Consider the following 23,298-nt stretch of genomic DNA (forward strand, 5'->3'; position numbering starts at 1 on the left):
CTTCAGGACCCCCGGGGTCTCAGCCCAGGTGATGGACCTCGGGCACGCCCCAGGGCGCGACCGGCAGGCCCTCCATCCGCGCTTTCAGCTGCAGCGCCAGGAACTGCGAGTAATGGCGCGACTGGTGCAGGTTGCCGCCATGGAACCAGAGCCCCTCCTGCCGGGTGGGTTTCCACATGTTGCGCTGTTCGCCCTCCCAGGGGCCGGGGTCCTTGGTGGTGTCGGACCCGAGCCCCCAGCACTTGCCGACCTTGTCGGCGACGTCCTGCCCGATCAGGTCGGCGGCCCAGCCGTTCATCGACCCGTAGCCGGTGGCATAGACGATGAGATCGGCCTTCAGATGGGTGCCGTCCGCCAGCATGACGCCATCCTCGACGATCTCGCTCACCTGTCCGCGTTTCAGCGCGATCTCGCCGTCGATGATCAGCTGGCTCGCGCCGATGTCGATGTAATAGCCCGACCCGCGGCGCAGGTATTTCATGAAGAGCCCCGATCCGTCCTCGCCCCAGTCGAGCCAGAACCCGGCCTTTTCCAGCGCCTCGTAAAAGGCCCGGTCGCGCTCGTGCATCTGTTCGTACAGCGGGATCTGGAATTCGTGCAGGATGGCATAGGGGATCGAGGCGAAGATCAGGTCGGCCTTTTCGGTGGTGATGCCCGCCTGCACCGCCTGTTCGGAATAAAGCCCGCCAAGCCCGATTTCCATCAGCGTGTCCGAGCGCACGATATGGGTCGAGGACCGCTGCACCATGGTCACCTTGGCGTCATGTTCCCAAAGGGCCGCGGCGATGTCGTGGGCCGAGTTGTTCGACCCGATCACCACGCAGGACTTGCCGCGATAGGCATCGGGGCCGGGATGCTGCGAGGAATGGTGCTGATCGCCCCGGAAGGTGTCGCGCCCGGGAAAGTCGGGGATGTTGGGCTTGCCCGACATGCCGGTCGCCAGAACCAGCTGGCGCGGGCGCAGCACGACCTCTTCGCCGTCGCGATCGACGGTGACCGTCCATTCCTTCGCGGTCTCGTCATAGCTGGCCGAGGTGCAGGTCGAACGGGTCCAGTAGGTCAGCTCCATGACCTTCGTGTACATTTCCAGCCAGTCGCCGATCTTGTCCTTGGGGCTGAACACCGGCCAGGTGTCGGGGAACTTGATATAGGGCAGGTGGTCGTACCAGACGGGGTCGTGCAGGCAGAGCGACTTGTAGCGCTTGCGCCAGCTGTCGCCGGGCCGGTCGTTCTTTTCGACGATGATCGTCGGCACGCCCAGCATCCTGAGGCGCGCGCCCAGCGCGATGCCGCCCTGTCCGCCGCCGACGATCAGCACATAGGGCTGCACCGTGCGCCCCAGCGCCTGGTCTTCGGCCTCGCGCTCTTCCTTCCAGGTGGTGCGGTCCTTGCCCGCGCCGTGCTTTGCCCCCAGCGGCCGGTTCACGCCTTTCGGTTCCTCATGGCCTTTCAGCTCGACCATAGTGGTCAACAGCGTCCAGATCCGGTCGTCTTTCAGCCGGATCAGCCCGTAGCCGCGGGCAAGCCCGGTCTCGAACCGGACCCAGGCGGTGGTGATGCCGTCCTCTTCGGTCGGGATCTCGCCCTCGGCCAGTTCCCAGCCTCTGGGCCCGGTCGCGGCCAGCCGGTCGCGCAGCATGGCGGCGACCTCTTGCGGGCCTTCGACGGTGCGGATGTTCCAGGTGAAGCTGACCATATCGCGCCAGTAGCAATCCTCGGTGAACATCCCGACCGCGCGGTCGATGTCGCCCTGTTCGAGCGCGTCTCCGAACGCGGCGAGAACCGCCGAGACGCGGTCTGCATTGGTGGTATCGAGCATTGGTTTCCTCCCTTCCTTCCGGTTTCTCCGGATCTTCGGAGGAGCCGTTCGGCCGGGGGCCGCAAAGCGACCCCTGCCGCCGCGGGATGCGGGGCAGCTATCCCTGACCGCGAAAGCGGCGCGGTTCCCGCATCGGGGTCGATGTCGCGCATGGCTCCTCCCTCATCGACCTGGGCGACAGGCTAGGGGCCGGAGCCCTTCGGGCCAAGCCAGACCATGGTCTGAAAGATGCAAGGAGGACGTCAGCCGCGCCGCGCGCCTTACGGCCTGGCGCGCACCCGTTCGCGCCAGGCGGTAAAGAGCCCCGCGCCCACCACGATGGCCGCGCCCGCCACGACGTTGGCGCGCAGCGTCTCGTGGAAGACGGTCAGCCCGAAGACCGAGGCGAAGACAAGCTGCAGATAGGCGAAGGGCTGCACCGCGCTGGCCTCGGCCACCTCGTAGGTCTTGATCAGCAGGAAATGCCCCAGCGCGCCCGACACGCACAGCCCGGCCATGAAGCCCCAGTCGATGGCGGTCATCGGCTCCCAGCTCCAGACCCCGCCCAGGGTGGCCGCGACCGCCCCGGCCGTCCCGGTCCAGAAAAAGCTGGTCGCGGCGCTGTCCTCGCGGGCGACATAACGCGTCAGCAGCCCGTACACCGCGAAAAGGATGGCCGCGGTCAGCGGGATCAGCGCCAGCGGCGAGAAGACCCGCACCCCCGGCGCGAGGATCACCAGAACGCCGACGAACCCCACGCCGATCGCGGTCCAGCGCCGCCAGCCGACCTTCTCGCCCAGCACCGGCCCCGACAGCGCGGCCACCATCAGCGGGTAGGAGGCAAAGACCGAATGGCTCTCGATCAGGCCGAGATGGGTGAAGGCCGCGATCATCACCCAGATCTCGGCCACCAGCACCAGCCCGCGCAGGGCCTGCAGCACCGGCATCCGGGTGCGCGCCGCCGCCGCCAGACTGCCCGCGTTGCGCCGCGCCAGCACCAGCACGAAGGCCGCGAAGAACCAGTAGCGGATCATCACCACCATCGGGATGTTGTAAAGATCGGCCAGATGCCGCGACAGCACGTCCTGCGCCGAAAAGACGAAGGTCGTGGCGATCATCAGCATGATGCCAAGCCGGGTGTTCTGCTGGGTCATGGGCGGGCGGTCATCTCATGCGGGCCGTCGTCATGTGACGTTTGCGGCCGAAGCCGGGCTGGCGGGTCACCTCGAACCCGGCCTCGGCCAGGCCGCGCCGGACGAACCCGGCCGCGGTATAGGTCGCGGCGGTGCCATTGGGCGCGGTGTGGCGCGCGACCTCGGCCATCAGCTCGGGCGACCAGAGCTCGGGGTTCTTCGCGGGCGAGAAGCCGTCGAGAAACCAGGCATCGGCCTGTCCCTGCCAGCGTGGCAGGGTCTCGCGCGCATCGCCCTCGACGATCTCGGCATGCAGGTCTTCGGTCTCGATCTGCCGGGCGCCCCCGGCCCAGGCGGCGATCAGCGGGTCGGCCACGGCGCGGGCCTCGGGGAAGGCTTGCAATGCGCGGTCCATCGCCTCGGGGGCCATCGGGAAGGCCTCGAAGCTGGTGAAGCGTAGCGGCCCGGGCACCCCGGCCGCACGCCAGGCGATCAGCGCCGCCAGCAGGTTCAGCCCGGTGCCGAAGCCCAGCTCGGCGATGTGAAAGCCGGGGACAAACCGGCCGGGCAGGCCGTTGCCCGCAAGGAAGACATGCCGGGTCTCGGCAAGGCCGTCGGCAATCGAGAAATACGGATCGTCGAAGCGGACCGAGACCGGCACCCCGCCCTCGCGCCAGTCGATCTCTGCCCGCTGGCCTTGGGGCAGCGGATCGCCTAGACCGCGAGCGGACTCGTCAGGGCAGAAGGGCGGACGCGATGGCACCGGTGGACGTGACCGTGATGGGGGCAGGGGTATTCGGGTTGTCCTCGGCCTATGCCTGCGCGCGGCGGGGCGCAAGGGTGCGCGTCGTCGAATGGTCGCATCCCGGCGCCGGGGCCAGCGGCACGCCGGTCGGCGCGCTCAGCCCGCATGTGCCCGAGCAGTGGAACCCCAAGAAGCAGTTCCAGTTCGAAAGCCTGCTCGCGGCCGGGGCCTTCTGGGCAGAGGTCGAGGCGACAAGCGGCCGGTGCACGGGCTATGGCCGGGTTGGGCGCTATCAGCCGATTGCCGACGACAAGGCGCTGGCCCGCGCCAGGGCCCGCGCCGCCGAGGCCGAAACGCTCTGGCGGGGGCAGGCCGCCTGGCGGGTGATCCGGGCGGCCGAGGCTGAGGGCCTGGTGCCCGAGACGCCCTTTGGCTGGCTGGTGCATGACACGCTGTCGGCCCGGATCGCGCCGCGCGCCGCCTGCGCGGCGCTGGCCGAGGCGATCCGTGCTTTGGGCGGCGAGGTGTCCTGCGGTGCCGAGGGGCCGCTCGAGGGGCTGGTGATCTGGGCCACGGGCTATCCGGGGCTCGCTGAACTGTCGGCCGATCTGGGCCATCAGGTCGGCAGCGGCGTCAAGGGACAGGCGGCGATCCTTGGCCATGAGGCAGGCGCGGTGCCGCAGGTCTATGCCGATGGCGTGCTGATCGTGCCCCATGCCGATGGCACGGTCGCCGTCGGTTCGACCTCGGAACGCGAGTTCGACGATCCCTACAGCACCGATGCGCGGCTCGATGCGGTGATCGCCCGGGCCCGGGCGGTCTGTCCGGCGCTGGCGGGGGCCGAGGTGATCGAGCGCTGGGCGGGCGTGCGCCCGCGCGCCAGGACCATCGCGCCGATGCTGGGGCGCTGGCCCGGGCGGACGGGACAGTTCGTGGCCAATGGCGGCTTCAAGATCGGTATCGGGCTGGCGCCGAAGGTGGGCGAGCTGATGGCCGCGCTGGTGCTGGAGGGCCGGGACGACATTCCCGAAGGCTTCCGGGTCGAGGCGAGCCTCTAGCCTCAGCGCCGCCCGATATAGGTCTGGTAGGCCCAGATCAGTGCCATTGCGCCCAGCACCGCCCCCACCAGTCCCGCCATCGCGCCGGTGATGGTCAGAAGAATGCGGATCAGGACCCCGCCGATCAGCGCGCCCAGCACGCCCAGCGCGACGGTGGTCAGCACATCGGCCTCGACCCGCATGATCCTGGTGGCCAGAAAACCGGCTGCTGCGCCGACGATGAGAAGAAAGACCATGCCCATGCCGTGAATATGGGGCGTGACGGGAGTTTTTGCCAGAGCAGACCGGTCGGGCACAGGATTTCGGTCAGAACGGCATATCCCTTCCCGATGCGGCCCTGACGGCGCCGCCGCCCGCGCCCGTCAGCTTGCGCGCTATCGCGGATCATCTATGCTTGGGGCCGTGTCTGTTTCAGCGTTCCAGGGGCATGCCGTGAAGTCGGCCGACCGAACCATCTGAATGACGCCTTGCGCTTCGACGCAGGGCCATGGCCCGTCGCGACCGGCGACAGGGCTGTCTGCGCGTATGCGCGTATGTCCCATTCATTCAGGGAACGGCACATGGAAAACGTCTTTGAAAACCCCTTCCGGGGGATCACGCTTGACCGTCAGGTGACCAACCCGAACATCAAGGTCGGAAAATACAGCTATTATTCGGGCTACTACCATGGGCACAGCTTCGATGACTGTGCCCGGTACCTGCTGCCTGACGAGGGCGTCGACCGCCTTCTTGTCGGCAGCTTCTGTTCGATCGGAACCGGAGCGGCCTTCATCATGGCGGGCAATCAGGGCCATCGGAGCGACTGGATCAGCACCTTTCCCTTCTACTGGATGTCGGAGGTCGAGGCCTTCGGCGGGGCCCGGAACGGCTATCGTCCGGCCGGGGACACGGTCATCGGCAATGATGTCTGGATCGGGGCCGAGGCGATCGTGCTGCCGGGGCTGACGATCGGCGACGGCGCCGTGATCGGCACCCGTGCGGTGGTGACCCGCGATGTCGAACCCTATGCAATCGTGGCGGGCAACCCGGCCCGGACCCTCCGCAAGAGGTTCGAGGCCAGGATCGTCGGTCTTCTGCAGGAGATGCGGTGGTGGGACTGGTCCGAGGACCAGTTGAGGGATGCGATGCCGATGCTGACAAGCGGCGATGTCGAAGGGCTTTACCTGCATTGGAAGACGCATATCCGGGCCTGAGGCGCGGATGGCACGGGTCTTGTGCATTGGGTCCTGCGCTGCGGGGCCTTGGCATGGGCCAGCAGCGATGCGCGCCTTGCGCCCGGCGGGGTTGTCGCGACAACGGGCGCGGCTGCGCCTGTCTCAGCCCAGCCGCTCGGGCAGGGGAAAGCCGCGCAGGATCTCGGCGGCGCGCATCGGGCGCTTGCCCTGGCGCTGGGCCTCGAGGATCTCGACCGCGCCCTCGCCGCAGGCGACGGTGAGCCCGCCCAGGACCGTGCCGGGGGCGGCGGTACCCTCCACCGCGCGGGCGCGCAGCAGCTTCAGGCGCTCGCCTGCCACATCGCACCAGGCGCCGGGGAAGGGCGACAGCCCGTTGATATGGCGCGCGACCTCAGGGGCGGGGCGGGTCCAGTCCACCCGGGCCTCGGCCTTGTCGATCTTGGCGGCATAGGTCACGCCGTCCCCGGGCTGATCTTGGGGCGGCAGATCGCGCAGCTTCTCGAGCGCCTCGACGATCAGCCGCGCGCCCATCGCCGACAGCCGGTCGTGCAACTCGCCGGTGGTGTCCTCGGGTCCGATGGGCGTCGCCTCGCGCAACAGCACCGGTCCGGTATCGAGCCCTTCCTCCATCCGCATGATGCAGACGCCGGTTTCGGTGTCGCCCGCCATGATCGCGCGATGGATCGGCGCGGCGCCGCGCCAGCGCGGCAAGAGCGAGGCGTGGATGTTCAGGCAGCCCCGGCAGGGCGCCTCGAGGATCTGACGCGGCAGGATCAGCCCGTAGGCCACGACCACCGCCACATCGGGGTCGAGCGAGGCGAAGGCCACGTCCTGTTCCTCGGTCCGGAGCGTCTTCGGATGGCGGACCATCAGGCCAAGTTCCTCGGCCCGGGCATGGACGGGCGTCGGGCGGTCCTTCTTGCCGCGGCCTGCGGGGCGGGGCGGCTGGGTGTAGACGCAGGCGATCTCGTGGCCCGCCGCGACCAGCGCGTCGAGCACCGGCACCGAGAAGTCCGGCGTTCCCATGAACGTCACCCGCATCAGCGTTTCCCCAGTTTCCGGGCCTTCTTCAGAAGGCGGTCGCGTTTCAGCCTTGAGAGGGTGTCGAAATACATCCGTCCTGCAAGATGGTCGATCTGATGCTGGACCGATGTCGCCCAGAGACCGGAAAATTCGCGCGTCTCGGGTTCGCCCTGCTCATTCAGAAAGCGGACCGTGACCCGGGCGGGGCGGGTGACGGTGGCATCGACCCCGGGCAGGCAGGGGCTGGCCTCGTCATAGGCCGACAGATCGTCCGAGGCGGCGACGATTTCAGGATTGGCAAGCCGCATGGCCGCGCCGCGCATCTCGTTGCAGTCGAGGACCGCGAGGCGCAGCAGCACGCCGATCTGGTTCGCGGCCAGCCCGACGCCATGGCCGGGCATCGCCTCCATGGTGTCGATCATGTCGGCCCAGATCGCGCGGATCTCGTCGGTGACGGCCTCGACCGGCGCGGCCGGGGTGGCCAGGCGCGGGTCGGGCCAATGCAGGATCGGGCGGATCATGCGCGGTAGGCCGCTTCCAGTTCGCTGCGCTGGCCGGCATCGACGCGGTTCAGGGTGACGATGCCGTCGAGATGGTCGATCTCGTGCTGGGCGCAGACCGCCGAGATGCCCGACAGCACCTCGCGCCGGCGGGTGCCGTCGAGATCGGTCCAGCGGAGCGTGATCTCGATCGCCCGCTCGACCTCGGCCACGATCCCGGGCAGCGACAGGCAGCCCTCGGGGCCGGTCATGGTGTCGGCGGCGCGCTCTTCGATCACCGGGTCGACGAAGATCCGCGGGCTGCGCGGCCCGGCGGCGCCGTTCACGTCCATCACGAACAGCCGCTTCAGCACACCGACCTGCGGCGCGGCCAGCCCGCGCCCGGGCGCCGCGTACATGGTGTCGAGCATTTCCTGCGCCAGACGCGCGATTTCCGGCGTCACCTGCCCGACCGGCTGGCACGGCGTCGCAAGACGCGGGTCCGGCCAGTGCAGGATCGGCAGGACGCTCACGCCCGGCCCCGTTCGCGTTTCAGCTTGACCATCTTGCGGGTGATGAGCTGGCGCTTCAGCGGCTTGAGGTAGTCGATGAAGAGCTTGCCCTCGAGATGGTCGATCTCGTGCTGGACGCAGGTCGCCCAGAGCCCGGTGAACTTGTCTTCCTTCGGGTCGCCCGACGGGTCGGTCCAGCGCACGATCACCTCGGCCGGGCGGGTGACCTCGGCATAGGTCTCGGGGATCGACAGGCAGCCCTCTTCGTGGATGTTCCTGTCGTCCGAGGCCCAGACGACCTCGGGGTTGAACATCGCGAAGGGCTTGGGCCGGACGCCCTCGTCCTTGGCGCAGTCCATGACGATCAGCCGCGACAGCACGCCGATCTGCGGCGCGGCCAGCCCGATGCCCGGCGCGTCGTACATGGTTTCCAGCATGTCCTCGGCAAGCTTCTGCAGCTCGGCGGTGATGTCCGACACCGGGTCGGCCACCGTCTTGAGGCGCGGGTCGGGATGGATCAGGATCGGTCGAATGCTCATGATCGTCGGATTTAGGCGAAGCCGCGCCGCCGCGCAATGCGGCGTGTCAGGCCCTTGCACCGGCCCGTTCCCGGCAGAGACCTTGCGCTGGGGCACCAAGTCGCTAGCTTGACGCGCGCAAGACAGGAGCGCCCCATGAATTTCGACGAGATCATCGACCGCCGCGGCACCCATTCCTCGAAATGGGACATGATGGAGCCGATCTACGGCGTTCCGGCGGCGGACGGGCTGGCGATGTGGGTCGCCGACATGGACTTCCGTCCGCCGGCCTGCGTGGCCGAGGCGCTGCGCGGCATGCTCGATCACGGGATCTTCGGCTATTTCGGCGACGACCGCGCCTACAAGGAGGCGATCGGCTGGTGGATGCAGACCCGCCATGGCTGGAAGGTCGATCCGGCCGCGATCTTCACCACGCACGGGCTTGTGAACGGCACCGCGGTCTGCGTCGACGCCTTCACCGCGCCGGGCGACGGGGTGGTGCTGTTCACGCCGGTCTATCACGCCTTCGCCCGGGTGATCCGGGCGGCGGGCCGTACCGTTGTCGAATGCCCGCTGGTCAACCGCGGCGGCCGCTACGAGATGGATTTCGCGGCCTATGACGCGCAGATGACCGGGGCCGAGACCATGGTGATCCTGTGTTCGCCGCACAATCCCGGCGGCCGGGTCTGGACCCGCGACGAATTGCAGGGCGTCGCGGATTTCGCGAAACGCCACGATCTGGTGCTGGTCTCGGACGAGATCCATCACGACCTGGTCTATCCGGGCGCGCCGCGTCACACGGTCATGGATCTGGTCGACGACAGCGTGCGCGACCGGCTGGTCATGCTGACCGCCACGACCAAGAGCTTCAACATCGCGGGCACCCATACCGGCAACGTCATCGTGCCCGACCCAGCGCTGCGCGCGCGCTTCGCGGCCCGGATGGCGGCGCTGGGCCTTTCGGCGAATTCCTTCGGCATGGTCATGGCAACCGCCGCCTATTCGCCCGAGGGCGCGGGCTGGATCGACGCGCTGATGACCTATCTCGACGGCAACCGCGCGCTGTTCGACGAGGGCATCAACGCGATCCCGGGGCTGTCGTCCATGCCGCTCGAGGCGACATACCTGTCCTGGGTCGATGCCTCGGGCACCGGCATGTCGTCCGAGGAATTCACCCGCCGGGTCGAGGCGGACGCGAAGATCGCGGTGAACCACGGGGCCACCTTCGGCACCGGCGGCGAGGCGTTCCTGCGCTTCAACATCGCCACTCCCCGGGCGCGTGTCGCCGAGGCGGTCGAGCGGTTGCAGAAGGCCTTCGCCGACCTGCAATAGCCCCGCAGCCCCGTGCGGTGACGCAGGGGCCATGCGCGGCCAGAGGCAATGCCCCGGCCGCGCTGGCCGCTATCTCTTCCTGAAACAGAAGGAGGAGATATGGGATATCTCAAGGAGGGCCGCTGGGAGAGCGGCTGGTACGACACCGAAAGCCATGGCGGGCGCTTTGTCCGCTCGACCGCCGGTTTCCGCAACTGGATCACCCCCGACGGTGCTGCGGGACCCAGCGGCTCGGGCGGTTTTGCTGCCGAAAGCGGGCGTTATCATCTTTACGTCTCCTATGCCTGCCCCTGGGCGCACCGGACGCTGATCTTCCGCGCGCTGAAGGGGCTGGAGCCGCATATCGGCGTCTCGGTGGTGCATCCCGACATGCTGGACGATGGCTGGACCTTCGACACCGGCTTTCCCGGCGCGACCGGCGACAGGCTTTATGGCCTGCCCTTCCTGCGTGACATCTACACCAGGGCGAAACCGGACGTTTCGGGCCGGGTGACGGTGCCCGTGCTCTGGGACACGCAGCGCCAGACCATCGTATCGAACGAATCCTCCGAGATCATCCGGATGTTCAATTCGGCTTTCGACGGCCTGACCGGCAATCGCGACGACTACTGGCCCGAAGACCTGCGCGACGGCATCGACGAGATCAACGCACGGGTCTACGAGACCGTCAACAACGGTGTCTACAAGGCCGGGTTCGCCACGTCGCAGGGCGCCTATGACGAGGCGGTGCATGCCCTGTTCGACAGTCTCGACTGGCTGGAAGACCGGCTTTCGACGCGGCGCTATCTGATGGGCGCGCGGATCACCGAGGCCGACTGGCGGCTGTTCACCACGCTCCTGCGCTTCGATCCGGTCTATCACCTGCACTTCAAGTGCAACCGCAACCGGCTGATCGACATGCCCAATCTCTGGGGCTACACGCGCGAGCTCTATCAATGGCCGGGCGTGGCCGCGACGGTGCATCTCGACCATATCGTGCGACACTACCATTACAGCCACGACACCATCAATCCGAACCGGATCATCCCGATCAACCCGCAGATCGACTGGACCGAACCGCATGGGCGCGACCGGCTGAAAGCCGCCTGACCCGGCTTGTCTGCCGGTAATGGCTTGGTAAGGTGACGGCCGTAAAACGATTTTGTCTAAAATGGTCCGGAGCCTTTTCATGCGCCTGTCGCCGTCCCTGCCCGTTCTGTGCCTGCTGTCGCTGGGTCTTGCCCCCGGGGCGCCCGGCGGCGCCTGGGCGGCCTGCGGCGGCGATTTCGGCGGCTTCGTGGCCGGGCTTCGCGACGAGGCGGTGCGCCGGGGCCACGATGCCGGGGCGGCGCAGCGGTTCCTTGTCGGCGTGCGGCAGGACCCGGCGGTGATCCGGGCGGACCGGGCGCAGGGGGTGTTTCAGCGGGATTTCATCGATTTCTCGCGACGATTGATCAGCCACTCGCGGCTGGACAACGGGCGGCAGAACGCCGCCCGCTACGACGCCGTGTTCGATAAAATCGAACAGACCTACGGCGTTTCGCGCGGCGTGTTGTTGGCGTTCTGGGCCCTCGAAACCGATTTCGGGGCGGTCCAGGGCGACTTCAACACGCTGAACGCGCTGGTCACGCTGGCCCATGACTGCCGGCGGCCCGACCTGTTCCGGCCGCAGGTCTTCTCGGCGCTGACGCTTTACGAACGCGGCGATTTCGATCCGGCCCGCACCACCGGGGCCTGGGCGGGCGAAATCGGTCAGGTGCAGATGCTGCCCGCCGACATCCTTGAAAACGGCGTCGATGGCGATGGCGACGGGCATGTGCTGTTGAAGACCTCGGCGCCCGATGCGCTGATGTCGGCCGCCAAGATGCTGAAGGGGCTTGGCTGGCGCGCGAACGAGCCCTGGCTGCAGGAAATCGTCATTCCGGCCAACCTCGACTGGGCCGAGACCGGGCTCGACCACGGCAAGCGCGTGTCGGACTGGGCGCGGCTGGGGGTGCGGGCGCGCAGCGGCAGCCTCGGCCCGGGCAACCTTCCGGCCTCGGTGCTGCTGCCGATGGGGCGGAACGGTCCGGCCTTTCTCGCCTATCCCAACTTCCGCGTCTATTTCGAGTGGAACCAGAGCCTCGTCTACGTCACCACCGCGGCCTATCTGGCAACCCGTTTCGAGGGCGCACCGATCTTCGACCCGCGCGCGCCCGAGCCGGGGCTTTCGGGGCCCGAGATGAAGGCGTTGCAGCAGAAACTGTCGCGGCGGGGCCATGACGTCGGCGGGATCGACGGCATCCTTGGCGAAAAGACCCGCGAGGCGGTGCAGGCCGAACAGATCCGGTTGGGCCTTCCGGCCGATTCCTGGCCGACGCGCGCGCTTCTGGACCGGCTGTGACCGCCCCCCAAGGCGTCGGCCAGGCCGGAGGCGCCCGGCCGACGCCTTACCAGCCGATGAAATCCTCGAAGGCGTCGATCGACTGGCGCCACAGGTCGATGGTCGTCGCGAACAGCTTGTCGTCGACCCCCTGCTCGGCCAGGATCACGTCCATCTCAAGGCCCGGATCGCCCTCGTCATCGAGCGTGGCCTTGGTGAACAGCCATTCCCGGTTCCACTGGTTCATCTTCAGCGCGGTGACCGGGTCGGGCGTGTCATAGGCGACATAGAACTGGATCGAGCTGCAGTCGGTATTGTCGGTGCAGCCATAGAACAGCACCGAGAATTCGGTGTTCGACTTTCCCGTCAGATGGGTCACGATCTTGGGATCGCCCAGATCGTCGGTTTCCATCGTCGCCGCCAGACCTTCGGCGCGGAGCGCCTTCAGCACCGAGTCGGGATTCGAAGCGATGACATCGGCCGAGGCCGCATTGGCGCAAAGCGGAAGGGCCCAGAGGGCGAGGGAAGGGCGCGTCATCGAGAGGTCTCCTTGGTCTTGAGCGGTCTGTACCGAGGCAGTGCCGGTCACGGCCGGGACTGTCAACCCGAATACATTTCCGGGCTTGCGCCTTAAGAACCGATGTGCTCCTCGAAGACCTGCCGGGCTTCGGACCAGATCTCGCAGATATTCGGGAAGCTGCGGTAGCCCATCCCGTCATGGTCGGGATTGACGTCGACGATCACGGCCGGCCCGCCCGCGTCGTCGACCTCGGCCTTGGCGAACATGTGGATGTTGTTCCACCAATTCATGGCGGCCGGGTCCAGGGCTGTTGCAGGGCATAGCGGGTGATGAACTGCCCTGTGCCGCAATCGCTGTTCAGACTGCACTTGAAGACAAGCACCGTGAAGTTGGTGCCGCGCGCCCGGGCCTCGATCATGGGGTCTCCGTGCGGATCGACGCCCATGCTGGCGGTGAACCCGGCATCGCGCAGCACGCCCGGCACCGGGTCGGGATCGGCGGCGCGGACCGGCTCTGCCGCGCGCAGGGGCGGCGGCCAGCAGGATCTGGGCGCCGATGGGGCAGGCCGCAAGAAGACGCAAAGGCGGAGGCACGAAAACCTCCCGCAGGGCGGGCGCGCATCGGGAAACCGCACAGCGCGGCCGTCAACAGCGCCGCCGCGTTCAGGCGACCAGCGCCTCGGCCTTCTTCAGATCGACCGACACAAGCTGGCTCACGCCCTGTTCGGCCATGGTGACGCCGAACAGCCGGTCCATCCGGCTCATGGTCACCGCGTGGTGGGTGATGATCAGAAAGCGGGTGTCGGTGCGCCGGGTCATCTCGTCCAGCATGTCGCACATCCGGGTGACGTTGGCGTCGTCAAGCGGCGCGTCGACCTCGTCGAGCACGCAGATCGGCGCCGGGTTCGCCAGAAAGACCCCGAAGATCAGCGCCAGCGCGGTCAGGGTCTGTTCGCCCCCCGACAGCAGCGACAGGGTCGACAGCTTCTTGCCCGGCGGCTGGCACATGATCTCGAGCCCGGCCTCCAGCGGATCGTCGGACTCGACCAGCACCAGCCGGGCCTCGCCGCCGCGGAACAGATTGGTGAACAGCAGCGCGAAATTCGCGTTCACCTGCTCGAAGGCGGTCAGAAGCCGTTCGCGGCCCTCGCGGTTGAGGCTGGCGATGCCTGCGCGCAGCGTGCGGATCGCCTCGTCGAGGTCGTGCTTTTCGGCGGTGAGGCTGTCATGTTCTTCCTGCACCGCGCGGGCATCCTCCTCGGCGCGCAGGTTGACCGCGCCCAGCGCCTCGCGCTGGCGCTTGAGCCGGGTCACCTCATGCTCGATCGCTTCGGCCGACGCCATCCGGTCGGGGTCGTCGCCGAGCTTGTCCAGCAGGTCGGCGGGCGTCGTATCCAGCTCTTCGGCGATGCGGGCGCTGGCCTGGGCCACGGTTTCGCGCGCGGCCTCGGCGCGGGCTTCGGTGGCGGCGCGGGCCTCGCGGGCCTCGCCCGCCCGGCGCTCGGCCTCGCGGGCGGCATGGTCGGCCTCGCGGGCCCGGGTCTCGGCCGCGGCCAGCGCTTCGGCGGCGGCGGCGCGCCGGGTTTCGGCGGTCTCGATCTGCCCGGCCAGATCCTCGCGGCGTTCGGCGATTTCCTCGGGCAGGGCGGCGGCGCGGTCGAGCTCCTCTTCGGACGCGGCCTTGCGGCTTTCCAGCTCGGCGACGCGGGTTCCTGCGGTGTCGAGCCGCTGGCGCCAGGTCTGGGCCTCGCGGACGATCTGGGCCAGCCGCTTGGTGCGTGCCTCGCCGTCGCGTTTCAGCTCGTCATGGGCGGCGCGGCGGGCGATCATCGTCATCCGCGCGGCCTCGACCGTGGTGCGCACGTCCTCAAGCCGTGCCCGCGCCGCGTCGAGATCGCCCAGCGAGGACAGTTGCCCCTCGGCCTCGCTCAGCCGAAGACGCGCGCCGGTCGCCTCGTCCTCGTGGCGCAGCACCGCCATCCGCGCGGTTTCAAGCCGGCTCTCGGCCATCTGGCGGTCGGCCTCTGCCCGCGACAGGGCGCGGCCCAGATCGGCCAGCGCACGGTCGGCCTCGCGCCTCGCCTCGCGGGCGGCACGATCGGCCTCGGTCGCGGCCTGCAGCTCGCGCGACAGCGCCTCATGCGCCTCGGACGCGGTCCCGGCCCGGATCTCGGCCTCGTCCAGATCGCGGCGCAGATCGGCCAGCCGGTTCAGCTGTTGCAACCGGAGCGCTGCGGCGCTGGGCGCATCGGCGGCAGCGGCGCGGAACCCGTCCCAGCGCCAGAGATCGCCCGCCGGGCTGACCAGCCGCTGGCCGGGGCCGAGCGCCGGTTGCAACCGCGCCCCGGTCTCGGCATCGGGCACCAGCCCGATCTGGCCGATCCGGCGGATCAGCGCCTCGGGCACCGCGACATGGGCCGACAGCGGCGCGGTGCCTTCGGGCAGCGGCGGTTCCGACGGGTAGGGCGGCAGCGCGAGCCAGCCCGAAGCCGCGCCGTCTTGCACCACCGGCGCGCGCAGATCGTCGGCCAGCGCCGCGCCCAGCGCCTTTTCATAGCCCTTGTCGACGCCCAGCAGGTCGAGGATCTGGCCGCCCTCGGCGGTGTCGCGCTCGACCAGCCGCGCCAGCGCCGCGACCTCGGCCCTCAGCGCCCCGGCCTCGCCTTCGCCCGAGGATTTCTGCGCCCGCGCCTCGGCCTCGCGGGACTGGATCTCGGCCCGGGCCTCGTCGGTCGCGATCAGTCGCGCCTCGGCCTCTTCGGCCCTGTCCTGGGCCGCGTCCTGCCGGGCGGCGGCCTCGTCCATCGCGGCACGGGCGGCGGCAAGGTTCGCCTCGGCGGCAGTGACGGTCGCGCGCGCCTTGGCGGCCTCGTCCTCGTTGCGTTGCAGCGTGCGGGCCGCGTCCTCGCGCAGGCGCTGGGCCGACTGATGACGCGCGACCAGCCGGGCCATGTCCTCGGTCATCTGGCTTTGCGCCTCTTCGCGGTCGCGCAGGACCTCGGCGGCGGCATGGGCGGCCTCGGCGGCCTCGTCGAGCGCGGCGTCATGGCCCTCATGCTCGGCCGACAGTTCGGCGGCCTCGGTCTCGAGCCGCTCCAGCGTCTCCCCCGCGTCGCGGTTCAGCGCTGCCTCGCGCTCGATGTCGCGGGTCATCTGGTCGATCCGGCCAGTCAGGGTCTGGATCGCCTGGCGCGCGCGCTCGTCCTCCTGCACCAGCGCGTCGCGCTGGACGCTCAGGCGCTGCAGCACGGCGGCGGCAATGGCCTCTTCCTCGCGAAGCGCGGGCAGGGCGGTGTCGGCCTCGGCACGCAGCCGGTCGGCCTCGCGCGCGGCGGTCTCGGCGCGCCCGGCCTCGCGGGTGCGTTCGGTCAGCGCGGCTTCGGCGGCGGCGCGGGCGGTATCGGCCTCCTGCCAGCGGCGGAACAGCAGCGTCCCCTCGGCCCGGCGCAGCTCTTCGGCGATGGCGCGGTAGCGCGCGGCCTGTTTCGCCTGCCGCGCCAGCTGCGCCAGCTGCTGGGCCAGCTGTTCCAGCACGTCGTCGACCCGGGCAAGGTTCTGTTCGGCCGCGTTCAGCCGCAGTTCCGCCTCGTGGCGGCGCTGGTACAGCCCGGCGATCCCGGCCGCGTCCTCGAGGATGCGGCGCCGGGCGCGCGGCTTGGCGTTGATCAGTTCGGAAATCTGGCCTTGCCGCACAAGCGCGGGCGAGGTCGCGCCGGTCGAAGCATCGGCGAACAGCATCTGCACGTCGCGCGCGCGCACATCCTTGCCGTTCAGCTTGTAGGCCGAGCCCGCGTCGCGGGTGATTCGGCGGATCACGTCCAGCATGTCGCTGTCGTTGAAACCCGCGGGCGCCAGCCGGTCGGCATTGTCGATCTGCAGGCTGACCTCGGCGAAGTTGCGCGCCGAGCGGGTCGAGGTGCCCGCGAAGATCACGTCTTCCATGCCGCCGCCGCGCATCGCGGTCGGACGGTTCTCGCCCATCACCCAGCGCAGCGCCTCAAGCAGGTTCGACTTGCCGCAGCCGTTCGGCCCGACGACGCCGGTCAGGCCGTCGGCGATCACCAGATCGGTCGGATCGACGAAGCTCTTGAAGCCGTTCAGCCTGAGCCGGGTGAAACGCAAACGGGGTCTCCTGATTCCGTGTGGTTCTGCGATCCTTCGGGCAAGGCCCGGACCTGTCAAGCGCGGCGCCCTTCATATCGGTGCGATGCCGGGGTTTTCCACAAGATATTGCGCAAACGGGTCCGCGTGCGGTGCCCGCGCCAACCTGCTCTGGTCCCCGGGGTGGCGTGAATATCCCTTTCCGGAGCGCCCGTCCGGTCCTAGAACGGATCCATGCCGGTTTCGCTTGTTTCTCTCACCGATCTTGCGGCGCTCGATTTCGACGAGATCCTCGACGTGCGCTCGCCGGCCGAATATGCCGAGGACCACATTCCCGGCGCGATTTCCCTGCCGGTCCTGTCGAACGAGGAACGCGCGCGGGTCGGCACGATCTACACGAGGCAAAGCCCGTTTCTGGCCCGCAAGATCGGCGCCGCCATCGTCGCGCGGAACGCCGCGATGCATATCGAGACCGCGCTGGCCGACAAGCCCAAAGGGTATCGCCCGCTGGTCTATTGCTGGCGCGGCGGGCAGAGGTCGGGAGCTTTCGCGCTGATCCTCAGCCAGATCGGCTGGCGCGCCGAGACCATCGAGGGCGGCTGGCGCAGCTATCGCCGTCTGGTGCAGGAGGCGCTTTACGGCAGCCCCTGGCCTGCGCCGGTGGTGCTGCTCGACGGCAATACCGGCACCGCCAAGACCGAAATCCTGGGCCTGCTCAGGGCGGCCGGGGGGCAGGTGCTGGATCTGGAGGGGCTCGCCAACCATCGCGGCTCGCTCTTCGGGGCGATGCCGGGCGGGCAACCCGCGCAGAAGGGGTTCGAGACGGCGCTGGCGATGGCCCGCGCCGCGCTCGATCCGCTGCGCCCCGTGGTGATCGAGGCGGAATCGAGCAGGATCGGCCATCTCAACCTGCCCCGGGGATTGTGGGAGGCGATGAAGGCCGCGCCCCGGCTGGAACTGTCGGTGCCGCTGGCGGCGCGCGCGGCCTATCTGGCGCGGCGCTATCGCGATGTGACCGACGACCCGGCGCGGCTTCTGGCCACCATCGACGGGCTGGCGCCCCAGCATCCGCGCGCCCGGATCGAGGCCTGGCGCGCGCTGGCCGCCGAGGGCGCGTTCGAGGCATTGGCGGCCGGGCTGATGGCCGACCATTACGACCCGCGCTATGGCCGCCAGCGGGCGCGGTTCGAGGACAGGCCGACCCGCCGCGTGACGCTGGACGGGCTCGATCCGGGCGCGCTGGCGTCGTCGCTGCCCGGGCTGATGGCCGAAATCGATGCGCTGGCGCGGCTTTAGGCGTCAGGCTCCCGGCAGGTCGTGGAACTGCGCCATGAACCTGCGGTCGATGCGGTCCTTCCAGCGCCAGACCCAGCGTCCCTCGATGCGCACCGGCCAGCGGTCGGCGGCCGCGCGTTTCTCGCCCATCGAGATGAGTTTCAGATAGTCCTTTTGCGGGCGATAGGCGCTCAGCGACCGCCCCGTCAGCACGGCGATCAGGTTTTCGCGCAGCACCGGCGCCTCGCGCACCGCGAAGACGCCAGCCTTGGGCCGGGGCGCGTGGGACAGATGCGCGCAGTCGCCGGCCGCGAAAACGGCCGGGTCCGAAACCGCGCGCAGGGTCTCGTCGACCGTCACGAAGCCGTCGGTCAGGTGCAGCCCGGTGCCCGCCAGCCAGCCCTGCGGGCGCGTGCCCGCCGCGCCGATCACAAGGGCGGCCGGGATCGTCTCGCCGCTGTCCAGCACCACGCCCGCAGCCTCGATCCGGGCGATCCGGACGCCGGTGCGCAGGGCAATCCCCAGCTGCGGGATCCGGTCGGTCAGCGCCGCGCGCGCGCCCTTTCGCACGTCGCGCAGGATCTCGCGGCCCGCGTCCAGCAGCGCGATCTCGGGGGCGCACCCGGCCCGGGCCAGCCGGTGCTGCGCGGCCAGCGCCAGTTCGACCCCGGCGACGCCCGCGCCGATCACGGCGATGCGGGGCGCGGCCCGGCCGCTGGCGGCCTCGGTGGCGAAGGTCTGCCACCGTGCGGCGAAGGCGGTCAGCGGCTTGGCGGGCACCGCATTGGCGGCAAATCCCGGCAGGCCGGGCAGGTCCGAGGCGATGCCGATATCGAGCGAGGCGATGTCATAGGGGATCGGCGCCTGCCCCGCGACATGGACCCGCCGCGCCGCCCGGTCGAGCCCTTCGGCGCGGCCCCGGATCAGCCTGGCGCCCGCCGCGCGCGCCAGCCGCGCAAGGTCGATCTGCAACTGGTCGAGCCGGTAATGGCCCGCGACGAAGCCCGGCAACATGCCTGAATAGGCCGCCCTCGGCTCGGGGTCGATCAGCGTCAGCCGGAGGCCCGTCGCCGGGCGGTCCGCCAGCGCGCGCAGCACCAGCGCATGGGTGTGGCCGCCGCCGATCAGGACGAGATGCGGGTTCATTCCCTAGTAGCCTGTCATTTCCAGATATCCCGCGCCCGGATGGCTGCCGGTCGCGGTGACGGGCCCTTCCCAATAGGGCACGCGGGTGTCGTTCCAGGCCTGCGGCTGCAGCGCGGCAATCGCGATGTCCAGATCGCGGGCGGGCAGGCGGACGCGCCACGCGGTCGGGATCTCGCGCCCCGCAACGCGGGTGGTGGCGCCGGGGATCATCTCGACCCCGCCCGGGGGCAGTGGCGTGGGCGTGCCGTCCGGGGCGATCCAGGTGCCTGTGCTGTAGTCGCCCTGCGCGCTCCTGAGCCGGAAGACCATCAGCCTGGCGCCGCCGTCGAGATGCAGCGACAGCCAGTCCCAGCCGGTCTGATCCCCGGCCAGCGGCTGGCTGGACCATTCCCGGTCGAGCCAGGCCTGGCCTTCCACCGCCACGCTATGATCGGGAAAGACCAGCGTTCCCTTGGCCTTGTAGAAGGGCTGCGAATAGTAATGGCTGGCCTGCCCGTCCTTGGACTTGACCGAATAGCCCTGCTCGCCCTGCAGGACCAGCGGTCCGGTGGCCACGAGCGCGAGGTCATAGGCGAAGTCGGTGCCGGTCGCGGTGAGGCTGAGCGCGGAAAGCGGATCGGCGCCGGGGGCGGCGGTGCTGGCCATCTGCCAGTCGTCGATCTGGGCCCGGAACGGGGCGAGCGTGACGCCTGCCTGCCCGATCCCGCCGCGCGCCAGCCGTTCGGCGGTGCGGTGGCCCCGGGCCGAGGTCAGGGCGGCATGGGCCATCCAGGCGGTCCGGGTCTGCCAGCCTTGCCCCGGATCGCCCGGTTCCAGCGCATTGCGGAAAAGCGTCCACTGGATGCCGTAATCCTGCCCGTCCGCGCCCTTGAGGTTTGCGGTCACATACCACCATTCGATCCGGAACCCGGGATGGGCGCCGTGATCGACAGGGAACTGCAGCCGGGTGTCGCGGCTGGGCAGCGCGAAGCCGTCCTCGGATGTGCCGAGCCCGGCAAAGCCCTGGGCGAGGGCGGGCAGCGGCAGCAGCAGCAGCGCAAGGAAAAGGGCCTTAACGTTCATCGGCGAAGACCTTCAGCAGATGGACCGGCGCGAGGCGCGACAGCCGCCAGGCGGGCCAGGCGGCGGCCAGCGCCGCCGCGACCAGCGCCAGCGCCCCGAGCCACAGCCAGTCCTTCGGGAACAGATGCATGGGCAGGCGCCAGCCGAAAGCCTCGACATTGATGACGGCCAGCAGCACCCAGGCCAGCAAGAGCCCCACCGGCACCGCCAGCACCATGGTCAGCGCGGCCAGCAAGAGCGCGCGCAACAGTTCGAGCCGCGCCAGCCGCCCCCGGGTCAGCCCCAGCGCCCAGACCGGGGCCAGCTGCGGCAGCCGCATCGTGGACAGCGTCAGCAGGCTCATGAACATGGCAAAGCCAGCGACGCCCATGGTCAGCACGTTCAGCGCGGCGGTGACGGCGAAGGTCCGTTCGAACACCATCAGCGAGATCGTCTTGACCTCCTGCTGCGAGATCATGTGGTCCTGCGGCAGGCGGAATGCGTCCTCGATGGCGTCGCGCAGCGCAGGCACCTTGGCCGGGTCGGTGCGGATCGCATAGCGCAGCCGGTCGATATCGGGATAAAGCGCGACCAGATCGGCGACGCCCAGGATGACCTGACCCCTGGTGTTGCCGTAATCGGCATAGACCCCCACCAAAGGTCGTGTCGCGCCCCCCGGCAGCGGCACCGGATCGCCCAGATGCAGGCCCGCCCGGCGCCAGAGCTGTTCGTTGACGATGGCGCCCTCGCCGCGGGCCAGGGTCTGCCAGACGGTCTGGTCGCCCAACAGCATCGGCCAGTGATCGGGATAGGTGCGGTGATCGGCGACGCCATAGACCTCGCCCGGGCGGCCGAGGATGGTGCCGTCGATCTTCCAGATCGGCAGCAGTGCATCGCTGCGGGGGGCGAGCCAGTCGGCCAGCCGCCGGGCCTCGTCCTCGGTGCGGGCGGTGACGTAAAGCTCGGACGGCAGGCGCTGATCGAGCCAGGCGGTGAAGGCCAGCCGGAAGCTCGACACCATGGTGCCGACCCCGATATTGGCCGACAGCGCCAGCAGCAGCGCCATCAGTGCCAGCGACAGGCCCGGCAATTGCTGGCGGGTGTCGGCCCAGAACCACTGCGCGATGATGCCCTTGGACAGCCGCTCGCCGAGGGCCAGTGCCATGGCCAGCGCTCCGGGCAGCACCAGCGCCGCCGACAGCAGCAGCGCACCCAGCAGAACGAAGCCAGCGACCAGCCCCTCGCCCCACAGCGCGGCGGCCAGGGCGATCAGTGCCAGAAGTCCCGCCAGCCCGGTCTGCCAGCCAAGGCTGCGGGCCGAGGCGCGGGTCCAGGCGCGGGGCTGGGCCGGGGCCAGCACCGGCATCCGCGCCAGGCGCCACAGGCTTTGCGCGGCCGCCGCGCCCGCGCCCGCCAGCGCCATGCCCAGCCCCGCCAGCGCCCATTCCGGGCGCAGCGACAGGCCGCCCGAGACGGTCGCGCCGTAAAGACCGCGCAACGTCGCCGCCACGTTCGGCAACAGCCCCGCCGCGATGCCATAGCCAAGCGCGATGCCTGCGATCCCGGCTACGAGGGCGAACCCCATGATCTCGGCCGCCAGAAGGCCAACGAGGGTTCGCAGCGGCAGCCCGAGCGCGCGCAGCGTGCGGAAGATCGGGCGGCGCTGTTCGAAGGCGAGCCCGATGGCGGAATGCACGATGAACAGCCCCACCGCGAAGGACAGGAAGCCGAAGGCTGTCAGGTTCAGATGAAAGCTGCCGGTCAGCGCGCCCATGTCGGCCTGCTCCACCGGGGTCTGGCGCACGAGGGTTGGCGCGACCTCTGAAAGGGGCCGCTGGCGCAGCGGCTGGTCGGGCGCGACCAGCAGGCGGGTGATCTGGCCCTCGGCGCGCAGCAGGCGCTGGGCCACGCCGATATCGACAAAGAGGATGCCGGGCGCCATGCCCTCGGCCGCAACCAGCGGCGGCAGGCCCTCGGCGCCGATCGGGGTCAGTTCGTCGACTGTCTGGGGGGCGGCGAAGGCCAGTCCCTCGGCCGAGAGGAAATCCGTCGCGCGGTCCTGTCCGGTGACGGCGTCGGGCAGGCTTCCGCTGGGCAGGGTGAAGGGATCGACCCCGAGAATGCGCACCGGCACGCCGCGATGGGACCAGCGGCCTTCCAGCACCGGCGAGACCAGCCAGCCCGCGCGGCGCAGGTCCAGAAACACCTTCTGGTCGAAATTCTGACCGTTGCCCGCGGCGAGACTGTCCAGCCGGTCCTGCGACAGCACCGCCGCCGCCCGGTCATAGCTTTGCCGCGCCTCGGCATTGATCGCCTGCACCCCCGACCAGAGCGCGGTGGCCAGCGCGAGCCCGAGGAAAAGGCCCGCCAGTTGCAACGGATGGCGCCGCCAATGCGACAGAAGCGCGGTGAAGGCTGCGCGGATCATGCCGCGAGCCGCCCGCCCGCAAGATGCACCCGGCGGCCGAGCCTTGCCGCGAGCCGGGGCGAATGGGTCACCATCAGAAGTCCCGCGCCCGCCTCGGTCCCCAGTTCCAGCATCAGGTCCATGACCGCGTCGCCCGTGGCCTCGTCGAGATTGCCGGTGGGCTCGTCAGCCAGCAGGAGCGCGGGCCGGATCGCCAGTGCCCGGCCGATGGCCACGCGCTGCTGCTGGCCGCCCGAAAGCTGTTCGGGATAGCGCGACATCAGCGCCGACAGCCCCAGCCGGCCGGCCAGCGCCGCGATCCAGTCCGGGTCGTGGCGTCCCGCAAGCCGGGCCTGGAAGGCAAGGTTCGCCGCCACGTCGAGCGAGGGGATCAGGTTGAACTGCTGGAAGACCAGCCCCACCGTCTGGCGCCGGAGTGCCGCAAGACGCGGGTCGGGAGCGCCGGTCAGATCCTGCCCCGCGACCTCGATCCGGCCGCTGTCGGCGCGGTCGAGCCCGGCGCACAGGTGCAGAAGCGTGCTTTTGCCGGACCCGGATTCGCCGGTCAGCGCGACCGTCTCGCCGGGGCCTATCGCCAGATCGACGCCGCGCAGCACCTCGACCCGGGTGCCGCCGGTCTCGTAGGCCTTGCCGACGTCGGTAAGTGACAAGATCATGGGCCGCCTCCCGTCTGC

General features: G+C 69.7%; 22 protein-coding genes. 6 read left to right on the top strand and 16 right to left on the bottom strand.

Annotated elements, in window-relative coordinates; translation table 11 throughout:
- Nucleotides 1-19: 19 nt before the first annotated feature.
- The 3 genes from DSD19_RS14625 to mnmD all read right to left on the bottom strand — a co-directional run bounded on the left by DSD19_RS14625 (nt 20) and on the right by mnmD (nt 3,637).
- Entirely contained in the window at nt 20-1,819 is a 1,800-nt protein-coding gene (locus DSD19_RS14625) for an NAD(P)/FAD-dependent oxidoreductase (protein WP_113670115.1), read from the bottom strand.
- A gap of 260 nt (nt 1,820-2,079) precedes the next feature.
- Nucleotides 2,080-2,952, bottom strand: a complete 873-nt coding sequence (locus tag DSD19_RS14630) for a DMT family transporter (RefSeq protein WP_113670116.1) — start codon at nt 2,950-2,952, stop codon at nt 2,080-2,082.
- 10 nt (nt 2,953-2,962) lie between these two features.
- Nucleotides 2,963-3,637, bottom strand: coding sequence for a tRNA (5-methylaminomethyl-2-thiouridine)(34)-methyltransferase MnmD (gene mnmD, locus DSD19_RS14635; protein ID WP_113670229.1), 675 nt, complete (start codon nt 3,635-3,637; stop codon nt 2,963-2,965).
- Between the two features lie 50 nt (nt 3,638-3,687).
- Between mnmD and DSD19_RS14640 the strand changes: the two genes are divergently transcribed.
- Nucleotides 3,688-4,734 (top strand): FAD-binding oxidoreductase, encoded by a 1,047-nt coding sequence (locus DSD19_RS14640; RefSeq protein ID WP_113670117.1) that lies wholly within the window; start codon nt 3,688-3,690, stop codon nt 4,732-4,734.
- A 2-nt stretch (nt 4,735-4,736) separates the two neighbouring features.
- Here DSD19_RS14640 and DSD19_RS14645 read toward each other — a convergent pair whose 3' ends face one another.
- Nucleotides 4,737-4,976 carry a GlsB/YeaQ/YmgE family stress response membrane protein gene (locus tag DSD19_RS14645; RefSeq protein WP_075784310.1) on the bottom strand — a complete coding sequence of 80 codons (240 nt, stop codon included), beginning with the start codon at nt 4,974-4,976 and terminating at the stop codon, nt 4,737-4,739.
- 318 nt (nt 4,977-5,294) lie between these two features.
- Here DSD19_RS14645 and catB point away from each other — a divergent pair, with 318 nt between their 5' ends.
- Nucleotides 5,295-5,927, top strand: a complete 633-nt coding sequence (gene catB / locus DSD19_RS14650; RefSeq protein ID WP_113670118.1) for a type B chloramphenicol O-acetyltransferase — start codon at nt 5,295-5,297, stop codon at nt 5,925-5,927.
- Between the two features lie 123 nt (nt 5,928-6,050).
- On the opposite strand, the gene fmt is transcribed toward catB, so the two are convergent.
- Genes fmt through def (DSD19_RS14670) form a run of 4 tightly spaced genes read right to left on the bottom strand, consistent with a single transcriptional unit; the run spans nt 6,051 to nt 8,462 of the window.
- Nucleotides 6,051-6,950 carry a methionyl-tRNA formyltransferase gene (gene fmt, locus DSD19_RS14655; RefSeq protein WP_113670119.1) on the bottom strand — a complete coding sequence of 300 codons (900 nt, stop codon included), beginning with the start codon at nt 6,948-6,950 and terminating at the stop codon, nt 6,051-6,053.
- A complete protein-coding gene (def, locus tag DSD19_RS14660; RefSeq protein ID WP_113670120.1) occupies nt 6,950-7,453 on the bottom strand; it encodes a peptide deformylase in 504 nt (167 codons plus the stop codon). The genes fmt and def (DSD19_RS14660) overlap by 1 nt, the downstream gene beginning before the upstream one ends.
- Nucleotides 7,450-7,944, bottom strand: a complete 495-nt coding sequence (gene def, locus DSD19_RS14665; RefSeq protein ID WP_075784314.1) for a peptide deformylase — start codon at nt 7,942-7,944, stop codon at nt 7,450-7,452. Before def (DSD19_RS14665) ends, def (DSD19_RS14660) begins: the two co-directional genes overlap by 4 nt.
- Nucleotides 7,941-8,462: a peptide deformylase gene (gene def, locus DSD19_RS14670; RefSeq protein ID WP_075784315.1), complete on the bottom strand. Its 522-nt coding sequence runs from the start codon at nt 8,460-8,462 to the stop codon at nt 7,941-7,943. The genes def (DSD19_RS14665) and def (DSD19_RS14670) overlap by 4 nt, the downstream gene beginning before the upstream one ends.
- 135 nt (nt 8,463-8,597) lie before the next feature.
- On the opposite strand from def (DSD19_RS14670), the gene DSD19_RS14675 reads away from it, so the two are divergent.
- From DSD19_RS14675 to DSD19_RS14685, 3 genes are all read left to right on the top strand, one after another.
- On the top strand, nt 8,598-9,773 hold the full coding sequence (locus tag DSD19_RS14675) for a MalY/PatB family protein (protein ID WP_113670121.1): 1,176 nt from the start codon (nt 8,598-8,600) through the stop codon (nt 9,771-9,773).
- A gap of 99 nt (nt 9,774-9,872) precedes the next feature.
- Nucleotides 9,873-10,862 (top strand): glutathione S-transferase family protein, encoded by a 990-nt coding sequence (locus DSD19_RS14680; RefSeq protein WP_113670122.1) that lies wholly within the window; start codon nt 9,873-9,875, stop codon nt 10,860-10,862.
- A 79-nt stretch (nt 10,863-10,941) separates the two neighbouring features.
- Nucleotides 10,942-12,135: a lytic murein transglycosylase gene (locus DSD19_RS14685; RefSeq protein ID WP_113670230.1), complete on the top strand. Its 1,194-nt coding sequence runs from the start codon at nt 10,942-10,944 to the stop codon at nt 12,133-12,135.
- A 46-nt stretch (nt 12,136-12,181) separates the two neighbouring features.
- Here the strand turns inward: DSD19_RS14685 and DSD19_RS14690 are convergent, their stop codons facing one another.
- From DSD19_RS14690 to DSD19_RS14705, 4 genes are all read right to left on the bottom strand, one after another.
- A complete protein-coding gene (locus DSD19_RS14690) occupies nt 12,182-12,652 on the bottom strand; it encodes a YbjN domain-containing protein (protein WP_113670123.1) in 471 nt (156 codons plus the stop codon).
- A 92-nt stretch (nt 12,653-12,744) separates the two neighbouring features.
- Nucleotides 12,745-12,924: a hypothetical protein gene (locus DSD19_RS14695; RefSeq protein ID WP_113670124.1), complete on the bottom strand. Its 180-nt coding sequence runs from the start codon at nt 12,922-12,924 to the stop codon at nt 12,745-12,747.
- Complete coding sequence (locus DSD19_RS14700) at nt 12,921-13,205, bottom strand: hypothetical protein (protein ID WP_133260447.1); 285 nt, start codon at nt 13,203-13,205, stop codon at nt 12,921-12,923. The genes DSD19_RS14695 and DSD19_RS14700 overlap by 4 nt, the downstream gene beginning before the upstream one ends.
- Before the next feature lie 91 nt (nt 13,206-13,296).
- A complete protein-coding gene (locus DSD19_RS14705; protein ID WP_113670126.1) occupies nt 13,297-16,755 on the bottom strand; it encodes an AAA family ATPase in 3,459 nt (1,152 codons plus the stop codon).
- Between the two features lie 213 nt (nt 16,756-16,968).
- Here DSD19_RS14705 and mnmH point away from each other — a divergent pair, with 213 nt between their 5' ends.
- Nucleotides 16,969-18,030, top strand: coding sequence for a tRNA 2-selenouridine(34) synthase MnmH (gene mnmH, locus DSD19_RS14710; protein WP_113670127.1), 1,062 nt, complete (start codon nt 16,969-16,971; stop codon nt 18,028-18,030).
- Nucleotides 18,031-18,033: 3 nt separating this feature from the next.
- Here mnmH and DSD19_RS14715 read toward each other — a convergent pair whose 3' ends face one another.
- From DSD19_RS14715 to DSD19_RS14730, 4 genes are read right to left on the bottom strand one after another with little or no spacing between them, the layout of a single operon-like run.
- Nucleotides 18,034-19,155 carry an FAD-dependent oxidoreductase gene (locus DSD19_RS14715; protein ID WP_113670128.1) on the bottom strand — a complete coding sequence of 374 codons (1,122 nt, stop codon included), beginning with the start codon at nt 19,153-19,155 and terminating at the stop codon, nt 18,034-18,036.
- Nucleotides 19,156-19,158: 3 nt separating this feature from the next.
- Nucleotides 19,159-20,217, bottom strand: a complete 1,059-nt coding sequence (locus tag DSD19_RS14720) for a lipocalin-like domain-containing protein (RefSeq protein WP_113670129.1) — start codon at nt 20,215-20,217, stop codon at nt 19,159-19,161.
- Nucleotides 20,207-22,624, bottom strand: coding sequence for an FtsX-like permease family protein (locus DSD19_RS14725; RefSeq protein ID WP_113670130.1), 2,418 nt, complete (start codon nt 22,622-22,624; stop codon nt 20,207-20,209). The genes DSD19_RS14720 and DSD19_RS14725 overlap by 11 nt, the downstream gene beginning before the upstream one ends.
- A complete protein-coding gene (locus tag DSD19_RS14730) occupies nt 22,621-23,280 on the bottom strand; it encodes an ABC transporter ATP-binding protein (protein ID WP_113670131.1) in 660 nt (219 codons plus the stop codon). The genes DSD19_RS14725 and DSD19_RS14730 overlap by 4 nt, the downstream gene beginning before the upstream one ends.
- Nucleotides 23,281-23,298: the final 18 nt, after the last annotated feature.

Source organism: Rhodovulum sp. BSW8 (assembly GCF_003314725.1).
GTDB lineage: Bacteria > Pseudomonadota > Alphaproteobacteria > Rhodobacterales > Rhodobacteraceae > Rhodovulum > Rhodovulum visakhapatnamense.

What these genes read in the sequence shown, in the direction of transcription:
- DSD19_RS14625 (WP_113670115.1), bottom strand. Translation starts at nt 1,819, where the DNA reads ATGCTCGATACCACCAATGCAGACCGCGTCTCGGCGGTTCTCGCCGCG.
- DSD19_RS14630 (WP_113670116.1), bottom strand. Translation starts at nt 2,952, where the DNA reads ATGACCCAGCAGAACACCCGGCTTGGCATCATGCTGATGATCGCCACG.
- DSD19_RS14640 (WP_113670117.1), top strand. Translation starts at nt 3,688, where the DNA reads ATGGCACCGGTGGACGTGACCGTGATGGGGGCAGGGGTATTCGGGTTG.
- DSD19_RS14645 (WP_075784310.1), bottom strand. Translation starts at nt 4,976, where the DNA reads ATGGGCATGGTCTTTCTTCTCATCGTCGGCGCAGCAGCCGGTTTTCTG.
- catB (WP_113670118.1), top strand. Translation starts at nt 5,295, where the DNA reads ATGGAAAACGTCTTTGAAAACCCCTTCCGGGGGATCACGCTTGACCGT.
- fmt (WP_113670119.1), bottom strand. Translation starts at nt 6,950, where the DNA reads ATGCGGGTGACGTTCATGGGAACGCCGGACTTCTCGGTGCCGGTGCTC.
- def (WP_113670120.1), bottom strand. Translation starts at nt 7,453, where the DNA reads ATGATCCGCCCGATCCTGCATTGGCCCGACCCGCGCCTGGCCACCCCG.
- def (WP_075784315.1), bottom strand. Translation starts at nt 8,462, where the DNA reads ATGAGCATTCGACCGATCCTGATCCATCCCGACCCGCGCCTCAAGACG.
- DSD19_RS14675 (WP_113670121.1), top strand. Translation starts at nt 8,598, where the DNA reads ATGAATTTCGACGAGATCATCGACCGCCGCGGCACCCATTCCTCGAAA.
- DSD19_RS14680 (WP_113670122.1), top strand. Translation starts at nt 9,873, where the DNA reads ATGGGATATCTCAAGGAGGGCCGCTGGGAGAGCGGCTGGTACGACACC.
- DSD19_RS14685 (WP_113670230.1), top strand. Translation starts at nt 10,942, where the DNA reads ATGCGCCTGTCGCCGTCCCTGCCCGTTCTGTGCCTGCTGTCGCTGGGT.
- DSD19_RS14690 (WP_113670123.1), bottom strand. Translation starts at nt 12,652, where the DNA reads ATGACGCGCCCTTCCCTCGCCCTCTGGGCCCTTCCGCTTTGCGCCAAT.
- DSD19_RS14695 (WP_113670124.1), bottom strand. Translation starts at nt 12,924, where the DNA reads ATGAATTGGTGGAACAACATCCACATGTTCGCCAAGGCCGAGGTCGAC.
- mnmH (WP_113670127.1), top strand. Translation starts at nt 16,969, where the DNA reads ATGCCGGTTTCGCTTGTTTCTCTCACCGATCTTGCGGCGCTCGATTTC.
- DSD19_RS14715 (WP_113670128.1), bottom strand. Translation starts at nt 19,155, where the DNA reads ATGAACCCGCATCTCGTCCTGATCGGCGGCGGCCACACCCATGCGCTG.
- DSD19_RS14720 (WP_113670129.1), bottom strand. Translation starts at nt 20,217, where the DNA reads ATGAACGTTAAGGCCCTTTTCCTTGCGCTGCTGCTGCTGCCGCTGCCC.
- DSD19_RS14725 (WP_113670130.1), bottom strand. Translation starts at nt 22,624, where the DNA reads ATGATCCGCGCAGCCTTCACCGCGCTTCTGTCGCATTGGCGGCGCCAT.
- DSD19_RS14730 (WP_113670131.1), bottom strand. Translation starts at nt 23,280, where the DNA reads ATGATCTTGTCACTTACCGACGTCGGCAAGGCCTACGAGACCGGCGGC.